This window comes from Bacillus sp. 17RED48 (assembly GCF_019837545.1).
Classification (GTDB): Bacteria; Bacillota; Bacilli; order Bacillales; family Bacillaceae_G; genus Bacillus_A; species Bacillus_A wiedmannii.
This window is the reverse complement of sequence record NZ_JADAXG010000002.1, coordinates 607,093-632,277: the sequence shown is the minus strand read 5'-3', so window position 1 is coordinate 632,277 and position 25,185 is coordinate 607,093. Positions and strand designations below refer to the sequence as shown.

At 35.8% G+C, this 25,185-nt stretch carries 26 protein-coding genes and 1 riboswitch; of the genes, 15 read left to right on the top strand and 11 right to left on the bottom strand.

Annotated features, from left to right (window positions below; genetic code table 11):
- The first annotated feature begins 59 nt into the window (after positions 1 to 59).
- The 4 genes from ILT06_RS09965 (at position 60) to ILT06_RS09950 (ending at position 4,491) form a co-directional block, all read left to right on the top strand.
- The gene (locus ILT06_RS09965; protein WP_098102698.1) at positions 60 to 2,252 is read left to right on the top strand and encodes an MMPL family transporter; all 2,193 of its coding nucleotides are present in this window, start codon (positions 60 to 62) and stop codon (positions 2,250 to 2,252) included.
- Positions 2,253 to 2,353: 101 nt separating this feature from the next.
- Positions 2,354 to 2,770, top strand: coding sequence for a hypothetical protein (locus ILT06_RS09960; RefSeq protein ID WP_000490295.1), 417 nt, complete (start codon positions 2,354 to 2,356; stop codon positions 2,768 to 2,770).
- 100 nt (positions 2,771 to 2,870) lie between these two features.
- Positions 2,871 to 3,794, top strand: a complete 924-nt coding sequence (locus tag ILT06_RS09955; protein ID WP_064476747.1) for an RluA family pseudouridine synthase — start codon at positions 2,871 to 2,873, stop codon at positions 3,792 to 3,794.
- Between the two features lie 91 nt (positions 3,795 to 3,885).
- Entirely contained in the window at positions 3,886 to 4,491 is a 606-nt protein-coding gene (locus ILT06_RS09950; RefSeq protein ID WP_064476746.1) for a DUF1648 domain-containing protein, read from the top strand.
- Positions 4,492 to 4,530: 39 nt separating this feature from the next.
- On the opposite strand, the gene ILT06_RS09945 is transcribed toward ILT06_RS09950, so the two are convergent.
- From ILT06_RS09945 to ILT06_RS09930, 4 genes are all read right to left on the bottom strand, one after another.
- A complete protein-coding gene (locus ILT06_RS09945) occupies positions 4,531 to 5,358 on the bottom strand; it encodes a CAP domain-containing protein (protein ID WP_064476745.1) in 828 nt (275 codons plus the stop codon).
- 464 nt (positions 5,359 to 5,822) lie between these two features.
- Positions 5,823 to 7,151 carry a (Fe-S)-binding protein gene (locus ILT06_RS09940; protein ID WP_064476744.1) on the bottom strand — a complete coding sequence of 443 codons (1,329 nt, stop codon included), beginning with the start codon at positions 7,149 to 7,151 and terminating at the stop codon, positions 5,823 to 5,825.
- Positions 7,148 to 8,560, bottom strand: a complete 1,413-nt coding sequence (gene glcD, locus ILT06_RS09935; protein WP_064476743.1) for a glycolate oxidase subunit GlcD — start codon at positions 8,558 to 8,560, stop codon at positions 7,148 to 7,150. Before glcD ends, ILT06_RS09940 begins: the two co-directional genes overlap by 4 nt.
- A 116-nt stretch (positions 8,561 to 8,676) precedes the next feature.
- On the bottom strand, positions 8,677 to 9,792 hold the full coding sequence (locus ILT06_RS09930; RefSeq protein ID WP_098102700.1) for a CdaR family transcriptional regulator: 1,116 nt from the start codon (positions 9,790 to 9,792) through the stop codon (positions 8,677 to 8,679).
- A gap of 136 nt (positions 9,793 to 9,928) precedes the next feature.
- Between ILT06_RS09930 and ILT06_RS09925 the strand changes: the two genes are divergently transcribed.
- From ILT06_RS09925 to ILT06_RS09885, 9 genes are all read left to right on the top strand, one after another.
- Positions 9,929 to 10,903: a YncE family protein gene (locus ILT06_RS09925; protein WP_103655957.1), complete on the top strand. Its 975-nt coding sequence runs from the start codon at positions 9,929 to 9,931 to the stop codon at positions 10,901 to 10,903.
- Positions 10,896 to 11,567, top strand: a complete 672-nt coding sequence (locus ILT06_RS09920) for a response regulator transcription factor (RefSeq protein ID WP_064476740.1) — start codon at positions 10,896 to 10,898, stop codon at positions 11,565 to 11,567. The genes ILT06_RS09925 and ILT06_RS09920 overlap by 8 nt, the downstream gene beginning before the upstream one ends.
- Before the next feature lie 3 nt (positions 11,568 to 11,570).
- Positions 11,571 to 12,971, top strand: coding sequence for a sensor histidine kinase (locus ILT06_RS09915; RefSeq protein ID WP_098102702.1), 1,401 nt, complete (start codon positions 11,571 to 11,573; stop codon positions 12,969 to 12,971).
- Between the two features lie 228 nt (positions 12,972 to 13,199).
- The gene (locus ILT06_RS09910; protein WP_254913065.1) at positions 13,200 to 13,889 is read left to right on the top strand and encodes a FadR/GntR family transcriptional regulator; all 690 of its coding nucleotides are present in this window, start codon (positions 13,200 to 13,202) and stop codon (positions 13,887 to 13,889) included.
- A gap of 168 nt (positions 13,890 to 14,057) precedes the next feature.
- Positions 14,058 to 14,777: a (Fe-S)-binding protein gene (locus tag ILT06_RS09905; protein ID WP_000869144.1), complete on the top strand. Its 720-nt coding sequence runs from the start codon at positions 14,058 to 14,060 to the stop codon at positions 14,775 to 14,777.
- 16 nt (positions 14,778 to 14,793) lie between these two features.
- A complete protein-coding gene (locus ILT06_RS09900; RefSeq protein WP_154131604.1) occupies positions 14,794 to 16,215 on the top strand; it encodes a LutB/LldF family L-lactate oxidation iron-sulfur protein in 1,422 nt (473 codons plus the stop codon).
- Positions 16,215 to 16,925, top strand: a complete 711-nt coding sequence (locus ILT06_RS09895) for a LutC/YkgG family protein (RefSeq protein ID WP_000147205.1) — start codon at positions 16,215 to 16,217, stop codon at positions 16,923 to 16,925. The genes ILT06_RS09900 and ILT06_RS09895 overlap by 1 nt, the downstream gene beginning before the upstream one ends.
- Positions 16,926 to 17,037: 112 nt before the next feature.
- Complete coding sequence (locus tag ILT06_RS09890) at positions 17,038 to 17,760, top strand: prepilin peptidase (protein WP_098102703.1); 723 nt, start codon at positions 17,038 to 17,040, stop codon at positions 17,758 to 17,760.
- A 59-nt stretch (positions 17,761 to 17,819) separates the two neighbouring features.
- The gene (locus ILT06_RS09885; RefSeq protein ID WP_316250393.1) at positions 17,820 to 18,086 is read left to right on the top strand and encodes a cyclic-phosphate processing receiver domain-containing protein; all 267 of its coding nucleotides are present in this window, start codon (positions 17,820 to 17,822) and stop codon (positions 18,084 to 18,086) included.
- 27 nt (positions 18,087 to 18,113) lie between these two features.
- Here the strand turns inward: ILT06_RS09885 and ILT06_RS09880 are convergent, their stop codons facing one another.
- The 7 genes from ILT06_RS09880 to phaQ all read right to left on the bottom strand — a co-directional run bounded on the left by ILT06_RS09880 (position 18,114) and on the right by phaQ (position 23,584).
- Positions 18,114 to 18,965 carry a formate/nitrite transporter family protein gene (locus ILT06_RS09880; RefSeq protein ID WP_000893044.1) on the bottom strand — a complete coding sequence of 284 codons (852 nt, stop codon included), beginning with the start codon at positions 18,963 to 18,965 and terminating at the stop codon, positions 18,114 to 18,116.
- A gap of 198 nt (positions 18,966 to 19,163) precedes the next feature.
- A complete protein-coding gene (locus tag ILT06_RS09875; protein ID WP_000383306.1) occupies positions 19,164 to 19,958 on the bottom strand; it encodes a TerC family protein in 795 nt (264 codons plus the stop codon).
- Positions 19,959 to 20,048: 90 nt separating this feature from the next.
- A riboswitch (yybP-ykoY riboswitch) is annotated at positions 20,049 to 20,214 on the bottom strand.
- A gap of 38 nt (positions 20,215 to 20,252) precedes the next feature.
- Positions 20,253 to 21,572 (bottom strand): TrkH family potassium uptake protein, encoded by a 1,320-nt coding sequence (locus ILT06_RS09870; protein ID WP_088048358.1) that lies wholly within the window; start codon positions 21,570 to 21,572, stop codon positions 20,253 to 20,255.
- A gap of 114 nt (positions 21,573 to 21,686) precedes the next feature.
- The gene (locus tag ILT06_RS09865) at positions 21,687 to 21,872 is read right to left on the bottom strand and encodes an alpha/beta-type small acid-soluble spore protein (RefSeq protein WP_000241212.1); all 186 of its coding nucleotides are present in this window, start codon (positions 21,870 to 21,872) and stop codon (positions 21,687 to 21,689) included.
- Positions 21,873 to 22,019: 147 nt separating this feature from the next.
- Positions 22,020 to 22,463 (bottom strand): MaoC family dehydratase, encoded by a 444-nt coding sequence (locus ILT06_RS09860; RefSeq protein WP_001067917.1) that lies wholly within the window; start codon positions 22,461 to 22,463, stop codon positions 22,020 to 22,022.
- Positions 22,464 to 22,564: 101 nt separating this feature from the next.
- Positions 22,565 to 23,089, bottom strand: coding sequence for a polyhydroxyalkanoic acid inclusion protein PhaP (phaP, locus tag ILT06_RS09855; RefSeq protein WP_000448584.1), 525 nt, complete (start codon positions 23,087 to 23,089; stop codon positions 22,565 to 22,567).
- A gap of 42 nt (positions 23,090 to 23,131) precedes the next feature.
- Positions 23,132 to 23,584: a poly-beta-hydroxybutyrate-responsive repressor gene (phaQ, locus tag ILT06_RS09850; RefSeq protein ID WP_000903018.1), complete on the bottom strand. Its 453-nt coding sequence runs from the start codon at positions 23,582 to 23,584 to the stop codon at positions 23,132 to 23,134.
- 198 nt (positions 23,585 to 23,782) lie between these two features.
- Between phaQ and phaR the strand changes: the two genes are divergently transcribed.
- Both phaR and ILT06_RS09840 read left to right on the top strand, forming a co-directional pair.
- Positions 23,783 to 24,265 carry a polyhydroxyalkanoic acid synthase subunit PhaR gene (gene phaR, locus ILT06_RS09845; RefSeq protein WP_000566955.1) on the top strand — a complete coding sequence of 161 codons (483 nt, stop codon included), beginning with the start codon at positions 23,783 to 23,785 and terminating at the stop codon, positions 24,263 to 24,265.
- Positions 24,266 to 24,418: 153 nt separating this feature from the next.
- Entirely contained in the window at positions 24,419 to 25,162 is a 744-nt protein-coding gene (locus ILT06_RS09840) for an acetoacetyl-CoA reductase (protein WP_000250411.1), read from the top strand.
- The last annotated feature ends 23 nt before the right edge of the window (positions 25,163 to 25,185 follow it).

The window sequence follows — 25,185 nt, the reverse complement described above, 5'->3', positions numbered from 1 at the left end:
GTACGAAGATGTGATACAGTATAAATGACAATTGAATTATTTAAAGTAGGTGAAAATGTGTGAAGACAAATGTACATAAAGTAGATAAGTGGGGGAAGTTAGGAGCTTTTTTGTATCAGTTTCGTTATACAGTAATTGTAGCATTACTATTGCTTGCGATCGCACTTGGTATTTTTGCTCCAAAGCTACCAGGAGTATTAGGTGGTGACGGTTTCCAAACGGAAGGGGACTATCAAAAAACGAAAGAAATTTTAGATAAAGATTTTAAGAGGTCTCAAGATACACTTTTACTCGTTTTTGAAAAAAATAAGGGTGCTTCACATGAGGAATTTCAAAAGCAAGTAGAGGGAATTGTAAAAAATGTACAAGAGAAAGAGACATATGAATCTTTCCATCACCCAGTGCAAAATAAAGAAATGTTACAAGATGATATCGGCTATGCGACAATTTTATTTTCCGGGAAAACAAATAAGGAACGAATGGAAAAGACATTACAATTTGCTGATAAAATCGAAAAGGAAAGTAATGCAGCGTTAAAAGTAACGCCTACAGGGTTTCCAAAAATTAATAAAGAGATTAATGAAAGAACGCAAAATGATTTAAAAGTAGCAGAGATGATTGGGTTACCGATTGCATTTCTCGTATTACTATTTTCATTTGGTAGCCTTTTAGCATCTATTTTACCAATTGTAAATGGGGCACTTAGTGTTATTAGTACGATGGGCATATTATACTTTATAGGTAGTGATAAGGAACTATCTATCTTTGTGTTAAATGTTGCACCGATGATTGGACTTGCGCTATCTATTGATTTTGCACTATTATTTGTAAATCGCTTTCGAGAGGAAGTTGCAAAGCGAACGGTAAAAGAAGCGATAGCAATTACATATCAAACAGCAGGGCGCGCTATCGTATTTTCAGGATTATGTGTATTTGTTGGATTATCCGGCTTGTTTTTCTTTAAAATCGATTATATTCAGTCTGTCGCAATTAGTGGAATGATTGTTGTGATTATGAGTATTTTATTCTCACTCACACTTCTTCCAGCGTTATTGTCATTAATTGGGAAACGAATATTAAAAAAGAATCAAGTAGCGCATACGCCGGCAAAGGCGTGGCGTAAGTTTGCACAATTTGTAATGAAACATCCAATTGCGATGATTATTGTTGTTACAACATTTATTGTTATTTGCTTATTACCGTTACGTACAGCTAATTTGCAGTTCCCTGACGTAGAAGCTCTACCTAAACAAAGTGATACAAGAATTGCATATGAGAAGTACGAAGAGGCATTTAATAAAACGGCAAAAAAACATGCTGATGTTACGTTAGTGGTAGAGACGAAAAAAGATATGAAAGAAAAAGAAAGTTTACAAAAGATAGAAGAAGTCGTTCAAAAGTTAAAAGATGATAAGAAAGTATATGAAGTGAGAAGCTTATACGACGGGTTAACTGGTATGAAAGCAGATCAAGTTGCTGGAATGTTAGAGTCGCCAGAAGCTGCGAAACTAGCTCCTATATTTGAAGCATATACGAAAGGAAATAAGACGACGATAGAAATCTTTTTGAAAACAAAACCACGTACTGAAACTGCTAAACAGTGGGTTCGTAATTTTAAACAAAATTATAAAGAAACAGATGTTACGTATTATTTAGGTGGGATGACGACGTTCCAACAAGAGTTAGAAGATGAAATTAAAGATAAAGTTGCAATTGGTATGTCTGTTATATTTGGATCTACCTTTGTTATATTATTATTTGCATTCCGATCTATACTCATTCCGATTAAGGCGATTATTATGAATATACTTAGTTTAAGTGCAACAATAGGAATTGTTGTTTGGTTATTTGAAGGTGGGCATTTTGGTTTAGAAGCGAGTCCTGTTCTATTTGTCTTACCAATCTTCATTTTCGGTCTCGTATTTGGGCTTAGCATGGATTATGAAGTCTTTCTTATTTCACGTATCCATGAACTGTATGAAGAAACAGGAGATAACGATCAAGCGACGTTAGAAGGACTTGTGTCAACAAGTAGAATCATTACATCAGCTGCGTTAATTATGATTGTTGTAACTGGTGCGTTTGCCTTTACTGATATTTTACCAGTACGGCAAATGGGGCTTGGCGTTGCATTAGCGATATTCCTTGATGCGACAATTATTCGTCTTATGCTTGTACCAAGTTTAATGAAATTGTTTGGAGACTGGAACTGGTGGTTACCATTTCGAAAGAAAAGAGAAAAATCATCGTAAAAAATACTCATCTTATAGATGAGTATTTTTTTATGAATAGCAAGACCTACATTTTGCAAATAGTATGTGATAAGAACATTACATATAAGTAGGTGAAGGCAATGTTTCGTTATTTTAAGTTTAAGCTAAATGATACAGTACAGTTTGCAGAAAACGATGGGCATATGTATCGCATTGTCGGTTATCGGTTAGAAAAAGGATTTTATCCAAAAGATGAATGGACTCATATTATTTATGAATTGCTGAGAGATTTTGATGGGTATACGATGGATGCGGAAGAGGAGGAACTTGTAAAGGTCATTCAAGTAGAGGATGAGTATTACAAAATACAAGAAGTATCGGGCTATCGTTATCCAGTAAAAATGAAGCAAAAACAACAAGTGATGAAAGTAGAAAAAATTGATGACTTATTAGATACGTATAATGATTATAAAAGATTGGCGGATTTCTTTAAAGATTTATCGTATGAGCAAAAAGCGGAAGAAGTATTGCAGGAAATGAAACGGCGTAGAGCGTGAGGGGGACAGTCTACTATAAGACTGTCCTCTATTTTTGACGGTGCATCAAATTGTGTTTTCCGTTACAATGAGAGAATCAATAGAAATAAGGTGATACAGTATGGAAACGAAGAAGAAGGGCGAATGGTGCGAAATTACTGTTCCAGCGAAATGGAATGGCATAAGTATTGATTCGTTATTAAAAATAGAATGGGAAATACCGAAAAAGTTGTTACATCAGCTTCGTATGGAAAAAGGTATTACCGTTAACGGAGAACAGAGAAGATGGAATGAGCTTTTAAAAGAAGGCGATAAGTTACAAGTGCATATGTTTATGGAAGAAGAATACGATGTAGAGCCTGAATATGGTGAATTAGATGTAGTATATGAAGACGATCACGTACTCATCGTAAATAAGCCTGAGAAGATGGATACGCATCCTGCGGAAAAAGGTGGAACGGGAACACTTGCAAACCTTGTTGCTTTTCATTTTCAAATGCAAGGTGTAGAGACGAAGATTCGTCATATTCATCGGTTAGATAAAGATACGACAGGTGGTGTCGTGTTTGCTAAGCATAGAATTGCTGGTGCAATTATGGATCGTTTATTAATGGAACGAAAAATTAAAAGAACATATGCAGCGCTTGTGGAAGGGAAAGTAAAAGGTAAGCAAGGAACAATTGACGCAGCTATTGGAAGAGATCGCCATCATGCGACGAGACGACGTGTTTCTCCAAAGGGGGACCAAGCAATCACATATTATAAAGTAGAGAAGTATTTTAAAAAACAAAATGCTACGTTCGTAACGTTACAATTAGAAACAGGTAGAACACATCAAATTCGTGTTCATATGAGCTATCATGGTAATCCATTAGTTGGAGATGTATTATACGGTGGACAAACGAAATATATGTCCAGGCAAGCATTACATGCGATGAAAATTCATTTCTTGCATCCAATTACGAAAGAAGAGATCGAAGTGGATGTACCATTTCCGACAAAATTAAATAATACAATGAAAGAATTTCAAAGAATGAATGCATAAAGTGTAAGTTTAAATTTGAGAAAAATAGATTCTTGCAGGAATTTCTCTAAAAGAAGCGAAGCCGTTAAGAGAAAAGAGAGGTGAGAATTACTTGGTCAAATATAAATATATACTAGGAATATTTTTCGCTTGTCTTTTAGTTACTCTATGCCTCTATTCATACTTACCAAACCTTATGGCAGTACATTGGAATGAAAATGGTGAGCCAAACGAGTTTATGAGTAAACAAGTTGTTATAGCATTTATTCCTTGTCTTATTATTTTTTTACATGGATTCGTGTATATTATTTCACATTATGTATATAAGCTTAATGAAGGCGAGCATGTCATTATAAGTGGATTTCTAAAGACGATTACTTTATTTATGTTGTTTATCCATCTGCTCATTCTCTTTATTAATTTTGGAAGCATGATATCCTTTCAGACAGGACTAACAATTGGAATTAGTTTGTTTCTTTTTATGCTTAGTAAAGGATTTAAAAAAGTTAAGAGTACGGAAAAGGACCCAGTCAAATTACAAAAAATTCGTTTAGTGAGTAGGCGGATTTTTCAAGTGATGGCATGTAGTATATGGTTTTCCTTGTTTTTGAACTTGAAATGGGGATTTTATGTGTTACTTAGTGTAATAAGTTGTGGCTCTATTTTGTTTATGTTCTACATATTGTACTCATACATAATAGAAAGTTATGAAACGTAAAAAGAGTCTTCTCATTATGAGAAGACTCTTTTAATCTATTTACTTCGTAATAAATTGTTGTGTCCAGTAGTTGCCGCTTTCTACATAGCCAACACCGATGTGAGTGAAGCCGTTATTTAAGATATTTGCACGGTGTCCAGCACTGTTCATCCAAGCTTGTACTACCTCTTCAGGTGTACGTTGGCCTTGAGCGATATTTTCACCTGCAGATGTATAAGAAATACCAAATTTCTTCATCATGTCAAATGGAGACCCATATGTAGGGCTGTTATGATCAAAGTAGTTATTCTTCTGCATATCTTCAGATTTAACACGTGCTACTTTGCTTAATTCAGTATCGATTTTTAGTGCTGGTAAGCCTTGTTTTGCACGTTCAGCGTTTGTTAATTCAACAACACGTTGTTCGAATTCGCTTAAAGATTTTGCTTCTTCAGCAGGCTTTTGCTCAGCAGGTTTTTGTTCAGTAGGTTTTTGAGTATTGTTGTTTTCAGCTGGTTTTTGAGCTTCTGGTTTTTGAACTTCTTCAGCAGGCTTTTGCTCAACTGGTTTTTGCTCAGCAGGCTTTTGAGTTTCTGGCTTAGCTGTTGGTTGCTCAGTTACAACATTTTCAGTTGGTTGTTGACCAGGAATGAAGCAGTTTGGTTGGAAATTTCCTTGTTGCCATTGTGCTAATGACTCAACGCCCATAGATTGTAAGAATGCTTGTAATTCTTGTTGGTTCATTTGCTTCATCATCACTTTTGAATGCTGAATATTTTGAACCTTTATGTTAGATGGTTGTACAGTTGCAGCTTGTGCATCTAAAGATGATACTCCTAAAGTAAGAGCTGTTGCAGCAGCTACAGATAATAAAACACGCTTTTTCATGATGTGTGTCCCCCTATATAAAGTTTTAATTTGTTTTCACACGATTTGTTTTGACAGCCTGTCTGACTGACAAATTCATCGTAGCATACAATTTGTGAGAAAAAAGATGGAAAAAAATTCATAGACTTTAAAATTACCTAATTTATCCTAATTGAAGAAAAGGGAAAAAATAAGAGAAACATAGAGTATAAAAGGAATTTTCAGCATTTTTATACTTCGTTTTAAGAGGGGGTTTTTGGATAAATGTACCTATATTGAAAATGAAGAATCCTATTGTATCAATGATTTGAGCGTTTTTTCGAGGAATATACTGGATTGATTTTTACACAACTGTAATGTTTCTGTTGTTCTTTTTTATAATAAAGTAACATATTCTTAATCTTGTAGCGGACAAAAAAGCGGCTATCTCTTTACATAGACGAAGGAGATAGCCGTTTTCCTATTATTACGTATGTTACGAGTTATTACGAGTTGGTTTCAATTGCTTCTAATAATAAATCTACAATGTGAATTCCTCTCATTTTATGAGAAAGTCCTTCTCGTTCAATGCCTAATTTCATTTGTAGTAGGCAACCTGGGTTTGCAGTAACAATAGTTGCTGCTTCTGTTTCATGTACACAGTCCATTTTATAATCTAGAAATTCCATGGATAGTTCTGAATGAACAATATTGTAAATACCAGCAGAACCACAGCAGCGATCCGCATCTTTCATTTCACAGTATGTTGCGCCTTGAATTGCTTCTAGTAACATACGAGGTTCTGAAGATGTTCGCATAACATTTCGTAAATGACAAGAGTCTTGATACGTAATAATTTGCGATGGAAGTCGTAAGTCATTCCGTTTATGGAAATCTAGTTCTACTAGAATAGCAGTAATATCTTTAATTTTAGAAACAAACTGCTTTGCGCGTTCAGCCCACTGTGGATCATCTTTTAAAAGATGATCGTAGTCTACGAGGTAAGCTCCGCAACCACCTGCATTCGTAATAATATAGTCGATGTTTAAATCTTCGAATGCTTTTATATTTCGTTTCGCTAATTCTTTCGCTCCACTCTTTTCACCAGCATGCCCATGTAATGCACCGCAGCAACTTTGTGTTTTCGGAATAACGATATCACAACCAGCTAACTGAAGAAGTTTCATCGTTGCGTTATTTGTTTCTAAAAACATCGTATCCATTAAACAGCCTGTGAAGAATGCAACTTGTTTCTTCTTCGTACTTTCAGCAGGTAAAAATGCAGGACGATCTTTCATTGCTTTCATTTTAGGGACTTTTGGTAAAACAAGATCCATCGTTGCAAGTGTTTCAGGGAATAACTTCATAATCCCTGTTTTATGTGTTAGCGTTTGTAAACCAGAACGCTGATAAAATCCGATTAACCCTGTTAATGTTCTCATTCGATTTTGATGCGGGAAGAGCCCTTCAAAAACGACTTTACGAACGGCTCTCACTGGCATCGAGAACTTTTTATTTTGATTTATAATATCACGAGTTTCTTCTAATAAATGTCCATAATTTACACCAGATGGACAAACAGGTTCACAAGCACGGCAGCCAAGGCAAACATTCAATGTATTTTCAACATCTTCATCTGGCTCAATTAAACCGTCAACGACCGCTTTCATTAATGCGATACGTCCTCGTGGTGAATGTGATTCTTTATATCCAGATTGGATGTAAGTAGGGCAAGTTGGTAAGCAGAAACCGCATCGCATACAGTTTAGTAGTTCATCTTCACTTAATCGTTCTTTAAATTCCTTTTGAATGTTTTCTTTATTTAATGTTGTCATCGCTCAACCACCACTCTTTTGCGAGTGTCTTTCGCGAACATCTTGCCTGGATTCATAATGTTATTTGGATCGAAGGCTTGTTTAATTCCTTGCATAGCAGCAATACCTTCTTTACCTAATTTCATTTCTAAATACGGAGCTTTCATCGCACCAACACCATGCTCACCAGTAATCGTGCCGCCAAGTTCAATTGCTTTTTCAAATATTTCAGCAAAAGCTTGTTCAGCCCTGTGCATTTCTTCTTCATTACGAGCATCTGTCATACAAGTTGGGTGTAGGTTGCCATCACCAGCATGCCCAAACGTACAAATAGGAATGTTATATTTTTTTGCAATTGCATTAATCGCTTCAACCATTGGAGCTATTTGTGAGCGTGGTACCGTTGCATCTTCTAGTATTGTAGTAGGTTTTAATCTTGCAAGTGCTGATAGTGCACTACGGCGAGCTGTCCGAAGCGCATCTGCTTCCGCTTCATTTTTTGCAATGCGAACATCGACTGCATTCATAGAGCGGCAAACGTTAGCCATTTTTTCAATATCTCGATTGACAACTTCAGGCGGACCGTCTTGTTCGATTAATAAAATTGCTTTTACATCAGTTGGTAAACCGATTTGTGCAAACTCTTCTACTACTTCAATTGTCGGCTGGTCTAAAAACTCAAGTGTTGCTGGAATGATTTTATTTGCAATAATAGAAGAAACAGCATGTGCAGCTTCATTAATATCTTCATATAGTGCAAGCATCGTTTTCTTCGTTTCAGGCATAGGAACAAGTTTTAATATCGCTTCTGTTACGACGCCAAGTGTACCTTCAGAACCGATAAATAAACGAGTTAAATCGTAACCAGCTACATCTTTTGCTAATTTACCGCCAGTGCGAATAATATCGCCATTTGGTAAGACAAGTTCAAGACCCATCACATAATCACGTGTTACGCCATATTTTAATCCGCGTAAGCCACCTGAGTTTTCATTAATGTTACCGCCGATTGTAGAAATTTTCATCGAGCTTGGATCAGGTGGATAAAATAAACCTTTTTCTTCTACTGCTTTAATAATATCAAGTGTAATTACACCAGCTTGTACAGTAATTGTTAAATTCTCTTCATCAATTTCTAAAATGTTATTCATATGGCGGAAGATAAGGACGATACCGCCTTCAAGTGGACATGTCCCCGCGCAAAGGTTTGTTCCAGAACCACGAACATATACAGGAATGTTGTGAGTGTTACATATTTTTAACACTTCAGCTACTTCATTTGTATTACGAGGAGCAATGACTGCATCAGGCATTGCTTGGAAGTTTGGAGTGGCATCATAACTATACGTTAAACGCCCCATATTGGATGTATCTACATTATCTTCGCCAACAATGGATACGAATGAATGAATAATTTGCTTTTCTAACATTGGAAATCCCCCTCAAACTGTTAACGTATTTAGTTATCATAAAAAACGTTGTAACAGTGCTTTCATTATAATGATAAAAAATTGGGGGATTCTTTCTATGTATAATCATCTAAGGATTAATCTAATTTATCATTATTTTTTGTATGATTATCTAATAAGAGGAGCGAGAAGTATAAAATGTTTAAGTCTTTGAATTGTTTCGGGTCAAGTTCTGTATGCTCCTCAATCTTTTTAAGTCTGTAATGCAATGTGTTAATGTGTATATGTAATTGTTCAGCTGTTTGTTTATAGGATTGGTTATAATCAATAAATAAGCGTAAAGTGTGCATAAGCTCAGGAGATGATAGTAAGTTTTCGATGGTGCGCCTTAGAAACTGTTCCCGCGTTTCAGCAGAAATATCTTGTAAGCACATTTCTAAACGTAAATCTTCATTAAATACAATTTTTTTCGTTTCAAGTGATACGGAAAGAGCTTGTAATGCTTGCTCGTACGATAAGTTCATATTGCTTGGTGTAACGGATTGTCCAATCCCAATATATAAAGGAATAGAAAACGAATTTTCACAGTCTTGTTTTAATCTTTTTAAAAATTGATACGTTTGCTCTTTGGAGTTTGTGGCTGTAAATAAAATGAATCGATCATTTCCCCAACGAACAAATAGATGCTCCTTTGTTAATAGATTGCGTACGTGTTGCCAAATCTTACGCTGAAGCATCGTGTCATTTTGATCGATAGAGAACAAAATAAGTTGTTTCTTCTTATATAAATCAATACCAAGTGTTTTTGCACGATCGAGAAAGCTTGAAGACCAGTCTGTATTTTGAAGCCAATCAAAGACAAATGCTTCATAAGAACGGTGTTCAAGTTCTAGTTGTTCTAAAAAGTAGTTTTCGTGAATGAGTAGTTCGGTCATTTTACGTAATATTTCCCCGTATTGTGAAATGTTTTCAGGTTCGCCTGTAATTCCAATGACACCAATTACTTCGTCATGAAATAGTAAGGGGAGGTTCATACCCGCCTTTACGCCTTGCAAACGTCGTTCATCTTCTTTTGTAATAATGACAGTTTTCTTTTGTTTCGCGCATCGGAGTGCACCTTCATGAAATTGGCCGATTCTTTCTACATCTGTACTCGCGATAATAACACCTTGTATATTAATGATAATAATATTTTCTTTAATTAGTCTGCGTACTTCTCGTACAATTTTATTCGCTAAATCAGGAAAAAGCATAATTTGCACACCTCAAATTCTATTTGTTGTACATTATATATGTAAATGCAGTAAGAAAGGGAAATTTCACACTTTCCACACATTTATTTGTTATTTTACAATTATAACGAAATCATCCGAAGATGGAGGGAATCTTTTGAGAAAGTATGTTTTTCTTCTCTGTTTTTTATTTCTATTAGTAGGGTGTCAAGGAAGTTCATATACACCGATTGCTAAAGAGAAAAGTGTTATTATAACAACGAATATAAAAGAAGGTAGTATCAGTTTTGTTGATGAAAAAACTAAAAAGTTAATTACGACATGGGAACTTAATGAACCAATGGCAGGAGTTGCACTACTTCCAAACGGTGAGGACATACTTGTATATGGCAAGCAGTTAGAGTACATGTATGTATATTCACTAGCAGAAGGAAGGCAAGTGGACAAATATAAAACTGGAAAAGGCATTGTAAATGTGATTGTATCCGAGGATAAAAAACAATTATTTGCTGCCGATCAAACTGCTCAAAAGGTAAGGTTCTTTACGATAAAAGGGAAAGAGACAGGGAGTGTATCAACAGGAAAAGGACCAATAACGATGGTAGAGCACGATAACCAGTTATCTGTATTAAACTTTTATGATACGAAGCTAACGACCATTGATACAAAGAAAAAAGAAGTGATACAATCCTTTATGATTCCCCCAGCATCAACGGGAGCGACAATTAGCCCAGATGGGAAAGAAATATGGATTGGCGGACATGGTGATGGAAATCAAGTCAATGAAAAAGTATTAGTGTATTCATTGCAGAGCGGAGAAATGGTACGTTCTTTACATGCTCCGTTTATGCCTGTGAATATAACGAAGGATAATAAGTATGTATTTGCATTAAGTCACGGTTCGAATACGCTTAGAAAGTTTGATGTTAGCACGTATAAAGAGGTTGCTTCTGTAGAAGTAGGATCGAATCCATTTGCATTTTTGAAGAGCGGAGCAGAAGGATACGTAGCAAGCTATGATAGTGATGAAGTGTGCGTCATGGATATGAAGAGTTTGAAAATAAAACAAACAATTAAAGTCGGAAAAGGGCCGTTTCAACTCATAGAGAGGGAAGGGAAGGACAATGAGTAAATATAGGGTGCTAGTTGTAGATGATGAAAGTGATATGAGGCAGCTTGTTGGAATGTACTTAGATAATTTTGGATACGAGTGGGGAGAAGCTGAAAATGGAAAAGAGGCGCTAAAAAAATTAGAGACGAATCATTATGATTTCGTTGTATTAGATATTATGATGCCAGAGATGGATGGACTTTCAGTTTGTAAAGAAATTAGAAAAACGTCGGATGTACCAATTATATTTTTAACAGCAAAAGGTGAAGAGTGGAATAGGGTGAACGGCTTACGTATGGGAGCAGATGATTATATTGTAAAGCCATTTAGTCCTGGAGAATTAATTGCTCGTATGGAGGCTGTGTTAAGACGGTATACAAAGCAAGAGCAACAAGAGGAGATTCAGTTTGGACCGATCCTTATTAATGAAAAAAGTAGGAAGATTGAGGCTGATGGTGAGCCGATTTCTCTTACAGTAAAAGAGTTTGATTTACTCTATTTTCTTTGCCAACATACGGGACAAGTATTTAGCCGGGAACAATTGCTGGAAAAGGTATGGGGATATGATTATGCGGGAAGTACAAGAACAGTGGATACGCACGTGAAAACGATGCGTTTGAAGCTTGGAGAAAGTGGAAACTACATTCAAACGGTTTGGGGTGTAGGCTATAAATTTGAGGTGTAACGTATGTTTACGATGGTACAGAAGCTTTGGCTTACAGTAGTATGTGCAGTATGTGTAACAGTTTCCTTTCTTTATTTTGTATCTTTATACTCGTATGAAAAACTATACGTTGATAATTTAAAAGATTCATTAGTAATGGAAGGCAAGCGTCTTGCTGCGCAATATGATAAGAGTGAAGGAATAGCAACTTTTGAAGAGAAAGTAAGAGCATTTGATCAAATATCTAGTTCAGATGTTCTTTTCGTATCTAATCCGCGTGATTTAAGCGCGTGTTTACCTTTTGATGTGCATCATCATTCTCTTATAAGTGAAGGGGACAGGCAAGCATTATTAGATGGAAAAACTGTGACAAAGATAGGGTATGAGGAACATTTTGACCGAAATATTATGGGGGTTGTCATCCCTGTTTTAGAAAATAAAAAGTTAGTTGGCATTGTATATTCTTATATTCCTTTAAAAAGTATAAAAGACTTAATATATGATATGGGCCTTATTTTAGCACCGTTAGCACTTGCTATGACTTTACTGACAATATGGATTGGTAGAAAGATTATTATTGCTATTACGAGACCGCTTTCGCAAATGGAACGAGTTGCCAATCATTTGGCTACGGGAGATTTCTCAGAACGGATTACAATTTCTTCTGAAGATGAAATTGGACGATTAGGAAAAGCATTTAATAAAATGGCAAATTCTTTAGAGACAGAAGACGTAAAGCGTAAGGAATTTTTAGCTAACGTTTCGCATGAACTAAGAACACCGCTTAGTTATATAAAAGGATATAGTGAAGCTATTTTAGATGGCGTAGCGAAGGGACCACAACAGGAAAAAGTAACACAGCTCATTCATAAAGAAGCGGGTCGTATGCAGCGTCTCGTTCATGATTTATTAGATTTAGCACAATTAGAAGGTGAACATTTTCCGCTAAAGAAACAACCTATCGTTTTTTCACAACTGATTGAAGATGTGTTAGATACGTATGAGATTAAGTTTATAGAAAAGAAAATTCGTATTTCAACAAATTTAAATCCAGAAATCATTGTAATGATTGATGAGGATCGCATGCAACAAGTGCTTCATAACGTGTTAGATAATGCGATACGGTATACAAACCAAAACGGGGATATTATGATAACACTCAGGCAGATAGATGATTACTGTGAATTAAACATAAAAGATACAGGAATCGGTATTGAAACAGAGCATTTAGAAAATCTTGGTGAACGTTTTTACCGCGTTGATAAAGCGAGAAGTCGTCAACATGGTGGAACAGGTTTAGGCCTTGCCATTGTCAGACAAATTGTTCATATACATGATGGACAGTGGCGAATTGAAAGTGAAAAAGGGCATGGAACGACGGTTAGTATTAAATTGAAAATACAAGTTGAAGAAAGCATGTTCTAACGTGAAGGACATGCTTTTCTTCATGAGTACAAATGAATAGAGGAATACATATAAATTGATATCAAATAAATATTAAAAATTTGACGATTTTATGAACAAAACATTTGTACTTCTTACCAATTCGTTCTAAAATAGTTATGATGCAAAGTTCTTATAAATCGTTTCAATTGTTGTTTGGAAGATACTGAGGTGATTTAACTGGAGTACAAATCTATTAAACCGAAAAAGATTTACGAAGAAGTATCTGAAGCTATTTTAACAATGATTAAAAATGGTACGTTAAAACCTGGTGACAAACTACTTCCTGTACATCAATTAGCTGAGCAGTTTCAAGTTGGTAGATCTGCTGTTCGTGAAGCGCTAAGTGCGCTAAGAGCAATGGGCTTAATTGAGATGAAACAAGGAGAAGGTACATATGTGAAGAATTTCGATTCTTCTTCATTAACAAAATCATTAAACAATAAATTATTAATGAAGAAAGAAGATATTTTGAACTTATTAGAAGTACGAAAGGTGCTTGAAGTGGGGGCAGTTCGAGCAGCTGCGGCAAAACGTACGGAAGATAATTTGCAAAATATGAAGCATTGGTTAGATGAAATGGCAAAGAGCATTGGAGATGAAAAGGCTGGCGAAAAAGCAGATTTTCAGTTCCATATGGGAATTGCGGAGTCTTCGCATAACAACATTTTGCTTGAACTCATGAATCACGTTTCAGAGATGATTGCTGAAACGATTGGTGAATCAAGACGCATTATTTTATATGGTGAACAAACAACATCAGAACGACTTATAGAAGAGCATCAAGTTATATATGATGCAGTGTTAAAGCAAGATGTAGAATTAGCGCAGCAAGCAATGCTAGATCATTTAACAAATGTAGAACATATTGTCACAGGTAAAAACGATATAAATTCGTAATTTAATCTTTTAAAAATCAAATTTTTTGATAAAATAGAGAAAGATTAAGTAAGCGTTTTCTTTAGAAGGGGGAGAGGGTAGGCCATGGTTGAGCCTACTTCTTCTTTCCTTAGTCATCTGATGACCATATGTTTGTTGGTGGAGTTGTAAAAAGGGGGATTAATAATTATGAAAGTTACTTTATTTGTTACTTGTTTAGTCGATATGTTTGAAACAAACGTCGGCAAAGCAACAGTTGAAGTGTTGGAGCGTTTAGGTTGTGAAATTGAATTTCCAGAAGCACAAGTTTGTTGTGGGCAGCCTGCTTATAATAGCGGCCATGTAGAAGCAGCAAAAGAAGCGATGAAACATATGATTGAAACTTTCGAAGATGCAGAATATATCGTTACACCATCTGGTTCTTGTGCGACAATGTTTCATGAGTATCCGCATGTTTTTAAAGATGATCCGAAGTGGGCTAAACGTGCACAAAAGGTTGCCGATAAAACATATGAATTTACACAATTTATTGTAGATGTTTTAAAAGTGACAGATGTTGGTGCAAGCTTACCAGGGATAGCAACTATTCATAAATCTTGTCATATGACACGCCTGCTTGGAGTAAAAGAGGCACCAGGAATTTTATTATCAAACGTAAAAGGATTAACTGTGAGAGAACTGCCAAACGAACAAAATTGTTGTGGGTTTGGGGGAACGTTTTCAGTGAAGATGACTCCAATTTCTGAGCAAATGGTAGATGAAAAGGTAGATAGTGCAATGGAAACAGGTGCTGATTATTTAATCGGTGCAGATTGTGGGTGTTTGTTAAACATTGGCGGACGTATTGAGCGTTTAGGAAAAGAAATAAAAGTAATGCATATTGCTGAGGTACTAAATAGTCGCTCATGAAGGGGGAACATAAGCTATGTCTATGAAAATCAGTGAGAAAAAATTTAATGATCGCGTTGGCGATGGAATTCAAGATTCTTTTATGCGCGGAGCAGTATCTTCTGCGCAAACGCGCTTATATACGAATCGCTTAAAAGCAGCGGACGAATTAGGAAACTGGGAAGAGTGGCGTGAACTAGGTGAACAAATTCGCCAACATACGTTAGAAAATCTTGATTATTACTTAATGCAGTTAAGTGAAAATGTATCAAAAAGAGGCGGACATGTGTACTTTGCGAAAACGAAAGAGGAAGCAGCAAAGTATATTCAAGACGTTGCAAAAAAGAAACAAGCGAAGAAAGTTGTAAAATCAAAATCAATGGTAACTGAAGAAATTAGTATGAATCATGCCCTTGAAGAGATTGGTTGTGAAGTGTTAGAAAGTGACTTAGGAGAGTATATCTTGCAAGTAGATAACGATCCACCTTCACATATTATTGCGCCCGCACTTCATAAAAACAGAACGCAAATTCGTGATGTATTTAAAGAAAAGCTTGGCTATGAAAATTCTGATGATCCATATGAAATGACAAAGTTTGTTCGTAAACAACTTCGTGAGAAATTTATGGATGCAGAAATTGGTGTGACAGGTTGTAACTTTGCAGTTGCAAATACTGGCTCTCTTTGTTTAGTAACGAACGAAGGTAATGCCGATCTTGTTATGTCGATTCCGAAAACTCAAATTGCAGTAATGGGTATGGAACGTATGGTTCCGACAATGGAAGAATTAGATGTTTTAGTTGGTTTACTATGTCGTAGTGCAGTAGGGCAAAAATTAACAAGTTATGTAACTGTAGCGGGACCAATTCAAGAAGAGGAAGTAGATGGACCAGAAGAATTCCACTTAGTTGTTGTTGATAATGGCCGCTCTCAAATTCTTGGATCTGAATTCCGCTCAGTATTGCAATGTATCCGTTGTGCTGCTTGTGTTAACGTATGTCCTGTATATCGTCACGTTGGTGGACATTCGTATGGTTCTATATACTCAGGACCAATCGGTGCGGTATTAACACCACTTTTAGGCGGATATGATGATTACAAAGAGCTTCCATATGCCTCTAGTTTATGCGGAGCGTGTACAGAAGCTTGTCCAGTAAAAATACCATTGCATGATTTATTATTAAAACATCGTCAAGTAATTGTTGAGCAAGAAGGACGTGCACCACTTGCAGAAAAATTAGCAATGAAAATGTTTAGTATGGGTGCATCTTCAGCAGCTTTATATAAAATGGGATCAAAAATGGCGCCAGCAGCAATGAGTCCATTTACATCTGGCAACCGTGTATTAAAAGGTGTTGGACCACTTAAAAACTGGACAGATATTCGTGAATTCCCGGCTCCAAGTAAAGAACGATTCCGTGATTGGTATAAAGATCATAAGAAAGGCGGGGACAAATAATGACAGGATTAATTCAAAACCGTGAGTCCTTTCTAGATAATATTGCAAAAGAACTTGGACGTGAGCGGAAAACGGAAGGCGTAAAGCGCCCAGCATGGAAAAGTAATGTGAATGTAGAAACGCTAAAAGATTATTCACAAGAAGAATTGTTAGAAGTATTTAAAAATCAATGTACAAACATTCATACAACTGTAGTGGAAACGACAAACGACCGTTTACGTGAAGATATTCAAAAAGTAATCGTGGAAAACGGCGGGGGACCTATTATGTTATCGGCAGATGAACGTTTTGATTCTTATGGATTGACTTCTTTATTTAAAGAAGAGCTTCCAAAGCAAAATGTTGAAGTGAATGTATGGGATCCTGAGAAAAAAGAAGAGAATATGCGTATCGCAGAAAGAGCGAATATTGGAATCGCATTTAGTGATTATACTTTAGCTGAATCTGGTACGATTGTTGTACAAAGTCATAAAGGTCAAGGTCGTTCTTTACACTTTTTACCAACTGTTTACTTTGCTATTATTCCACGTGAAACACTTGTGCCTCGTATTACACAAGCTGTTCAGGATATGAACACACGTGTAGAAAATGGCGAGGCAGTAGCATCTTGTATTAACTTTATTACAGGACCTAGTAACTCGGCAGATATTGAAATGAATCTTGTTGTCGGAGTACACGGACCATTAAAAGCAGTATATTTCATCGTATAAAAGAGGGGAAAGCAGGCCAGAAAATGGCCTGCTTTTTTAATAGAATAGAAATAATATGAAGTAGAATTTCTCTCCTTTTTTTGCTATGTTCTTCTGGAAAGGAGAGGAAGGGATGTTCACTTATTTATATGCATTGTTAGTGGGGATGGTGTTTGGTTCTTTTTTTATGTTAATTGCGATGAGAGTGCCGCTAGGTGAGTCTATCATTACCCCTCGTTCACATTGTCATTATTGTAAGTATGTGCTAAAGCCAAAAGAATTGATCCCAATCATTTCATTTTGTATACAACGGGGACGTTGTACGAATTGTAAGAGGAAAATTTCAATTTTGTACGTAGTATTTGAACTTGTAACCGGAATGATATTTTTTCTTACTGTATATATGATTGGGGTGGAACGAGAGCTTATCATCATTTTATCGCTATTTTCGCTACTTCTTATTATTTCAGTTACAGATTACATATATATGTTAATCCCAAATCGTATTTTAGCTTGGTTTGCCTGTTTACTCATTTTAGAATGTATTTTTGTACCGTTAGTGACTTGGACAGATAGTATAGTTGGTAGTGGCGTTATATTCATTTTGTTATATTGCATGCAAAAGATATATCCAGAGGGGCTTGGTGAAGGGGATATAAAATTACTTTCGTTACTTGGATTTATAGTGGGACTGAAAGGGATTTTTATGATCTTATTTTTAGCATCTTGCTTTAGTCTTTGTTTCTTTGGAGTTGGTATAGTATTAAAACGTATGAAAATGAGGAGCCAAATTCCGTTCGGTCCTTTTATTAGTCTTGGAGCAATATGTTACATGTTGGTCACGTATATAAAATAGAGAGGGGATAGAAAATGAATGTATATATGGATGATCAAAGAAGTTGTCCGTACGGGTAGGTGCCCGCCACTACAGTAGAATGTGCTTTGCACATGGTTCGGGATTATGATGTGAATATTCTTTCCCTTAATTTTAATATGGGATGGGGGGAAAGAAATGGATTAGATTTTCTAGAGGCTTTTTGTAAAGAGGGTTTATATGTAAATGAAATTCACCTTCATACGAATGATGTCATCGGTATGCACAAGATGAAACAGAGAATTAATAAGGGAAAGGAAGAAGGAGAAATTAATCCGCACCTTGTTGTTAAATATGTGGGGAGCTAAAAACTCCAAAGTAAAACTTTGGAGTTTTTAATGTTTCATATGTGCTTGTAACGGAATGATTTCTTCTTGTTGAGCTGCTACTAATTCAGTTTCTTCTTGTTTCACGTCAGGTACTTTCTTTGTTAAGTAATGGTATACCATACCGACAAAGACGGACCCGCCAATAATGTTACCGATTGTAACTGGAATTAAGTTATGAATAGCACCTGCAAAAGAAATTGTCTCCGGATGCGGTGAAACTAAAGATAGAGCAAACAGTGATAAGTTTGCAATGCTATGCTCGTAACCAGATAAGAAGAATGTGAAAACGAGTAGCATCATCATCATAATTTTTGCTGTATCACCTTTAACTTGAGAAGGTAAGAAACACGCAAGACATACAAGCCAGTTACATAAAATTGCTTTAAAGAATAATTGCATTGTAGGTGTATTCATTTTTCCTTCTACTACTTTATTCATGAAATGGCCGTGATCAATTGCTTCGAAAATTCCAGTTGCATAAAATAGTAAGGCAAAGAATAAAGCTCCAGCTAAATTCCCTGCATAACAAGCGAACCAGTTACGAAGTGTATCAGAAATCGTTGTTTCTTTTCTTAAAGTTGCTACAGTGAAGTACATTGTGTTTCCAGTAAACAATTCAGCACCGCCATATATAATAAGAACGAGAGCAATTCCGAAAAACATAGAAGCAGCTAAATAAGTTGCTGGTGAATCTGCAATGTGAAAAAAGTTACCTAATTTAAAACATAGTACAATAATAAAACCGATATAAATACCCGCAAGTGCGGCACGAATGAAATATTGCATCGGGTTTGTATCTAGCATTTGTTTTTTGCTCTTTGCCAGTTTGACAACATAATCTAATCCTTGTTCTAGCATGAGTAATACGCTCCTTTAGTACATCATCTATAAATACTCCTTATATGAATAAAGTACATGGAATTGTTCTTAGTTTCAATAAGTTTGTGCAATGTTTCACAAAAAGGACATACATACATTAAGAAAACGTTTACAAAAGATAGTATAATGGAATTTTTTCTGGACATTGAGAGGGGGAAGGAAAAAAAAGCGCTGTAATTACAGCGCTTTTTCGTCTAAATTCTTTTCTACTTTTACTTCTACTTCTTTCGAGAAGAACCAGCCACCAACTGCGATTCCAACTAATACAATCCAGAATGTAAGTTTCCATGGCGTAGATTCTGGGAATGAATGCGGAATTACATTTAATGCAGGGTGTGCTAATGTATAAATTGCTAATTTCACACCAACCCAACCTACAATTAAAAATGCTGCGGTTTCAAGTCCTGGTTTACGTTTTAATATTTGTACGAAAGCAGTTGCTGCAAATCGCATAATGATTAATCCGATAAGTCCACCTACAAAGATAACAACGAATTGCCCAGTATCAAGACTACCAATTGTACCTAAGCCTGTTTTTGGTAAAGTCATTGCTAATGCAACAGCAGCTAAAATTGAATCAACTGCAAAGGCGATATCAGCAACCTCAACTTTAAATACAGTCCACCAAAAGTTCTCTTGTTTTTTCTTTGCTTCTTTTTCTTCTGTGTCTTCATCCGAATTCTTTTTAACATACGTTTTAAATAAGTGATTACCAGCGATAAACATAAGATAAATGGCACCGATTGCTTGCACTTGCCATACGTCGACTAGGAACGAAATCATAAATAGTGATCCGAAACGGAAAACAAATGCCCCCGCTAATCCGTAAAATAGTGCTTTCTTTCGTTTTTCTTCTGGTAAATGTTTTACCATAATTGCAAGAACGAGAGCGTTATCAGCCGCTAAAATCCCCTCTAGTGCAATTAGGATGAGTAATACCCAACCATACTCCAATAATAATGATACATCCATGTACATTCTCCTCTCATTTCTATAAGTACTAAATAAGTGAAGAATTTCCCCACTATTTAGTTTCCCCATACTCCTGCCTATTAACTTTGGAAGAATTTGGAAATTAATACAAAAAAGACCTCTGCCGTTAATAGGCAAAGGTCTTGCTAGACATATGTAATGAAAATGCCAACAAAGCCGGAAGAACTAAGTTCTACGTAATGACGACTTTGTTTCCAAGAAATATTCTTGGACGCTACTCCCCTTTGGAGATATGCTATTGTACTCTCATTATATGGATAATTTATACGGTTGTCAACCTGTTAAAATATCTTCATTCGGATATTTTATTTTTCGGTTCTTTTTACGTGCAAATGAAAAAGCCAATGTTAAAGGTCCCATCTTCCCAAAAAACATCATAAAGAGGATAATAGCTTTTCCGATCATAGTTAAGTGTGGTGTGAAATTCATACTGAGACCGACAGTCCCAAATGCTGAAAATACTTCGAAAGCACTCATCAATAGAGGAACTCGCTCAGTAATACTTAAAATTAAAATAGCAAAAAAGATAAATGAAATGGAAATAATAGTGATGGTCAATGCTTTGACAATGAGAGTATCTTTAATAGATTTTTTAAAAACGACAATATCATCTTGTTCTTGTAAAAATTTAAACACCCCAAAAAACATGATTAAAAATGTTGTTAACTTAATTCCACCACCGGTTGAAGCACTACCAGCGCCAATAAACATAAGGAGCATCATTAATAGTAGGGAAGGCTTTGATAATGCAGAAATATCAACTGTATTAAACCCGGCAGTACGAGTTGAAACCGCCTGGAAATAAGCGGCCATTCCTTCTTCAAATGGGGTAAATTCTCTCATAGAAAGGGAATTGTGGAACTCGAATATAAAAATAAAAACAGTCGCAATAATATTGACGATTAGAGTAGAAGAGAGCATAAGTTTTGAGTGTAATGTAAGGTTTTTAAAATTTTTCTTTCTTTTTATATCTACGATTACTGTAAAACCAATTCCACCTAAAATAATGAGGGAGGAAATAACGAGATTGACAAGAATGCTATGAGAATGGGACATTAAATTATCGCTCCACACAGAAAAACCAGCATTGTTAAAAGCAGAGATCGAATGAAAAAAGCTATAATAGATCCCTTTAGCAATCCCGTATTTTGGTACCCATTCAAAAGAAAGAATTAAAGTAGCGATACATTCGACTGTAAAAGAGAATAAAAATAATGCTTTGGCAAGACGAATGACGCCACCAATGTTCGTTTGATTTAACGCTTGTTGCAGTAAAATTCGGTTTTGAAGACCAATTTTTCTGCCGAGCATAATCGCAATTAAAACGGCAAAGCTCATAATGCCAAGTCCGCCCACTTGTATAAGCGTTAAAATGACACATTGGCCAAATAAGGTAAATACTTTTCCTGTGTCTACAACACCAAGCCCTGTAACCGTACAAGCAGAAACGGTTGTAAATAAAGCATCGAGCCATGAAATAGACGTTGTTGTAGCAATTGGTAGCTTTAATAAGCATGTACCGATAATTGATAACATAATAAAAGACAAAGTAAGAACACGGGGAGGACTCATGCTAATATTAATCCGTTTCATGTTACATATCGTTCCTTTCAGTTTGCTCTTACTAGTATGTGAAAAAGCACGATTATGTATGTTAAAAATAGAAAGAGGCAGAGAATATCTGCCTCTAAGCCATATGGTATAGTATTATCCACGTAATTGTTGTTGAGCTAAAGCAACAAGTCGTTTCGTTACTTCACCGCCAACTGAACCGTTAGAACGAGATGCTGTATTAGAACCTAAGCTAACACCGAATTCTTGTGCGATTTCATATTTAAATTGTTCAAGCGCTTGTTCTGCACCTGGAACTAGTAATTTGTTTGTTTTTACCATGTTGATACACATCCTTATAAGTAGTCCAGTTCAGCTAAGTACCTATCTAAACTGGTAACGTTATTTTATGTGGAAACGACGTACTCATACGCGGAAGTAATCGGTGTGATTAGAAGTTATTGGATAGAAAAAAGAGTAGCAAATTTGCTACTCTTTTTTCAGTATTGTCGCTGTACCTTCCACGACAATATCACCGGATTGATTATATATGTTTGTTTGCAACGTAATGATTTTTTTATCGTCTCGTTTTTTAATGACTTCTGCCACAACGCGAAGTGTATCACCAATTTTGACAGGAGCACGGAATGAAACGTTTTGAGATAAATAAATCGTGTTTTTGCCAGGGAGTTTCGTTCCAAGAATCGTCGAAATGAAACTGGAAACGAGCATGCCATGAGCAATACGTTCTTTAAACATTGTCGTTTTTGCAAAAGAATCTAAAATGTGAATAGGATTCACATCTCCAGTTAATTTTGCGAAATTAATAACGTCCTCATCCGTAATAGTTTTTGTAAGGGATGCTTGATCACCGACTTGAATCTCATCATAACGAAGCTCCGGAACAGTTTGTGCTTCTTGAAATGGATTCATTTTGGCCTCCTTCTTTTCCATATCGAAAAATGCCAGCCATCTTGATGTAGTAGGAGGAAGAAAGAGTTTTGTTTGTGCTGCAGTTAGCTCCCACATCTTTCTTACTTGATGGAAGTAAATAAATTTTTTGAGTTTTCCTCGAACTGCTTTGCGAGTTCTAGTTGTTTGGACTTGAACTCTCCCAAAAAAACATCTAACTGTTTTTGAACCTCGTCACGTTGTAATTGTTGTTGTTCGATAAATTGTTTTGTTGTTTCTTCAAATTGACCGCTAGTTTGAGTAAGAATAGACAAAGATGTTTTCGTAGGAGAAACAGTAAGTTGGTGCATTTGAGTAGAAAGTTCATTCCATTTTCCTTGCCACTCGTTAATTTGATCATTTAAGGAGTTTCCAGTTAATTGCTTCACGTAATCTGTATATTGGTTATTGAACTGAGCAGTGAATTGTTGTAGTTCTTTTTCTAGTTCATCTACTCCTGATGTTAATTTATGCAAAGCGTCTTGTTGTTGTTTTAAAGTTTCTAAAGTAAGTTGCTCTAATTGTTTCCCAGCTGAAGAGAAGAGGGAAAGAGATTGAGACCAGTTTTTCCAAAATGCATCGACTAATTCGTATGGCTTAGTTTCCATTGTTTGACCTCCAAATGTTTTTTTGCATATTGTGAACGCAGATTACTCTGCTGTACCACCAGGTGAAGATGAAGAATCCTTTTCATCCTTTTCTGGAGAAGTAGAAAATGGAAAGAATGCATTGGTGTATAACGTAAAAAACGTCCGCAACATATTTTGATAATGTTCAAAAGAAGTCGCACATGTTGTTAAATATTGCTCTCCATATTCTGTTAAAGAATAAATTCGTTTCGCTGGCCCGCCTTCGCTTGTATCCCAAGTAGAAGAAATAAGGTTTTCTTTTTCTAATTTGCGTAGTGTTCTATACACATTACCTTGGTCAACAGAAGAAAAGCCGATGTCCATTAGCATTTGAATGAGTTTGTAACCATGAAGACTCCAGTCTTTTAGACAGAGAAGTAAGAAAGGAACTAAGAAGTTTTTTGGCATGGAGTTTGGTTGTTTCGCTTGGTTTTTTTCCAAACTTTCTGGGTGTTCTGGTTCATTATGTAGCATGATTGTGCATCACCTCATGAATCAGTTAGATGGAATTTTTTGCTTATAAGTGCAATTTACACCTATCTGTTTTTAATGTCAACACATTTATTGGAAAATAAAGAAAAATAAAATATAGACTTGAAGTTTTATTCAGAATATTAGAAAATAGTGAATAGGTTGAATTGTTTCAAAAACGAAAAAGGGAGTGTAGGCGAAGTGATTGATCAAAAATTCGATCCATTGCAAGCATGGAAAAATGCTTATGAACAAACCGAAACATTTTGGGGAAAAGCGCTCAATGAAACAATTAAAACAGAAGAATATTCTGCTTGGATGGGCAGCGTTCTAGATTTGAATTTGTTTTATCAAAAAGCATTAAATGATACGACAAAAAATTATTTAGAACAGGTGAATGTGCCGACGAGAGAGGATATCGCTAGAGTAGCTACGCTTGTTATCAATTTAGAAAATAAAGTTGATAACATTGAGGAAATTCTAGAAGAGAAAGTGGATTCATTAGGACAAGCTCCTACATTAAAGCGTGATGTTACGAAAGTAAAACAAGATATTCGCACGCTAGAAACGAAAGTTGATCAAATTTTAGAGTTACTAGAAAAGCAAAATGCAGTACTAGAGAAACTACAAGTACCTGCAAAAGAAGAAGTAAAACCTGCGAATAAGCCGGAAAATAAAAAATGATAATAGCGTTTGTTTATAACGTGCAAAAGGGAAAGGGAGAATCTCTTTTTCATATATAAACAACGAAACATAATTAATATATGGACTCTATTCATATGAGTACCAAAATGATTCATAACAATCGTTCACAAATTCATTTAAGGGGGAAAAGAAATGGTTCAATTAAATGGCAAAGTAGCAATCGTAACAGGTGGGGCAAAAGGAATTGGAAAAGCAATTACAGTAGCATTAGCACAAGAGGGAGCAAAAGTAGTTATTAACTATAACAGCAGTAAAGAAGCAGCTGAAAACTTAGTAAATGAATTAGGAAAAGAAGGACATGACGTTTATGCAGTTCAAGCGGATGTTTCTAAAGTAGAAGATGCAAACAGACTTGTAGAAGAAGCTGTGAATCATTTTGGTAAAGTTGATATTCTTGTTAATAATGCTGGTATTACAAGAGATCGTACATTCAAAAAATTAAATCGTGAAGATTGGGAGCGCGTAATTGACGTGAACTTGAGCAGTGTATTTAATACAACAAGCGCGGTACTTCCATACATATCGGAAGCAGAAGAAGGAAGAATCATTAGTATTTCTTCTATTATTGGCCAAGCTGGTGGATTTGGACAAACAAACTACTCTGCAGCAAAAGCAGGTATGTTAGGATTTACAAAATCATTAGCATTAGAGCTTGCAAAAACAAATGTAACTGTAAACGCAATTTGCCCAGGATTTATTGATACTGAAATGGTAGCAGAAGTACCAGAAGAAGTGCGTCAAAAAATCGTTGCGAAAATCCCGAAAAAACGTTTTGGTCAAGCTGATGAAATTGCAAAAGGTGTAGTATATCTATGCCGTGACGGTGCGTATATCACAGGTCAGCAATTAAACATTAACGGCGGATTATACATGTAATGAAGTAAGAAAAAAGTGCATAT